We start from the raw sequence: 636 nt of genomic DNA, 5'->3' as shown, positions 1-636 counted from the left end.
TTAAAGGCTTGGCTGCAAAACTGCAAGAACAAAACGATAATAATTAAATCAAGCAATACTGATATATAGCGCCTGAGGCCCGTTACATAACATATCCCATTTTCATCTTTCTTTACCTTTTGAATAACATTTATAGAAGAAAAAATAGAAAATAAACGATTAAAAAATTTATGTAACATATATATACTTTCCAATATTTAACGTGCCCCTGGCCGGACTTGAACCAGCATGCTTTTGCAAGCAACAGATTTTGAGTCTGCCGTGTCTACCATTCCACCACAGGGGCATTAAGTTTTAATGCTATAGGCAACACGGAATTAGTCAAATTTTTTTGCCTTTACATCTTTCAAATGAGGACTAAATATTCTACAATAATCAACAGTTACTCTCAAAACTTAAAATGAATGAATTAGCCAATCTCCTCAGTTCAAGAAGTGTAGATAAGGAAATATGTAAATTACCGCATAATTTAGAAGCTGAACAGATGCTTATTGGTGCAATGATTCGTGATAATANNATCTGTGATGCAGTTGAAGACACAATTACAGCAGAAAATTTCTATGATCCACTGCATCAAAGTATTTTTACGCAAATATCTAAAACCAGGAAACACGGTATAGTTGCCAATGAACTGAG

1 protein-coding gene, 1 tRNA gene and 1 pseudogene are annotated in these 636 nt (G+C 33.8%); 1 reads left to right on the top strand and 2 read right to left on the bottom strand.

Annotation, left to right across the window (positions count from 1 at the left end; translation table 11 throughout):
- Positions 1-179 (bottom strand): annotated as a pseudogene (locus WG67_RS08120) (RDD family protein); the annotation flags it as partial.
- Positions 180-203: 24 nt separating this feature from the next.
- Positions 204-286 (bottom strand) — tRNA-Leu (locus tag WG67_RS01560).
- A 114-nt stretch (positions 287-400) separates the two neighbouring features.
- On the opposite strand from WG67_RS01560, the gene WG67_RS08115 reads away from it, so the two are divergent.
- On the top strand, positions 401-636 hold a 236-nt coding region (locus WG67_RS08115; RefSeq protein WP_458694972.1), incomplete at its 3' end, for a DnaB-like helicase N-terminal domain-containing protein.

Source organism: Wolbachia endosymbiont of Drosophila incompta, assembly GCF_001758565.1.
Taxonomy (GTDB): Bacteria; Pseudomonadota; Alphaproteobacteria; order Rickettsiales; family Anaplasmataceae; genus Wolbachia; species Wolbachia pipientis.
The sequence above is the reverse complement of the archived record's forward strand: the minus strand, read 5'-3'. Positions and strand labels throughout refer to the sequence as shown.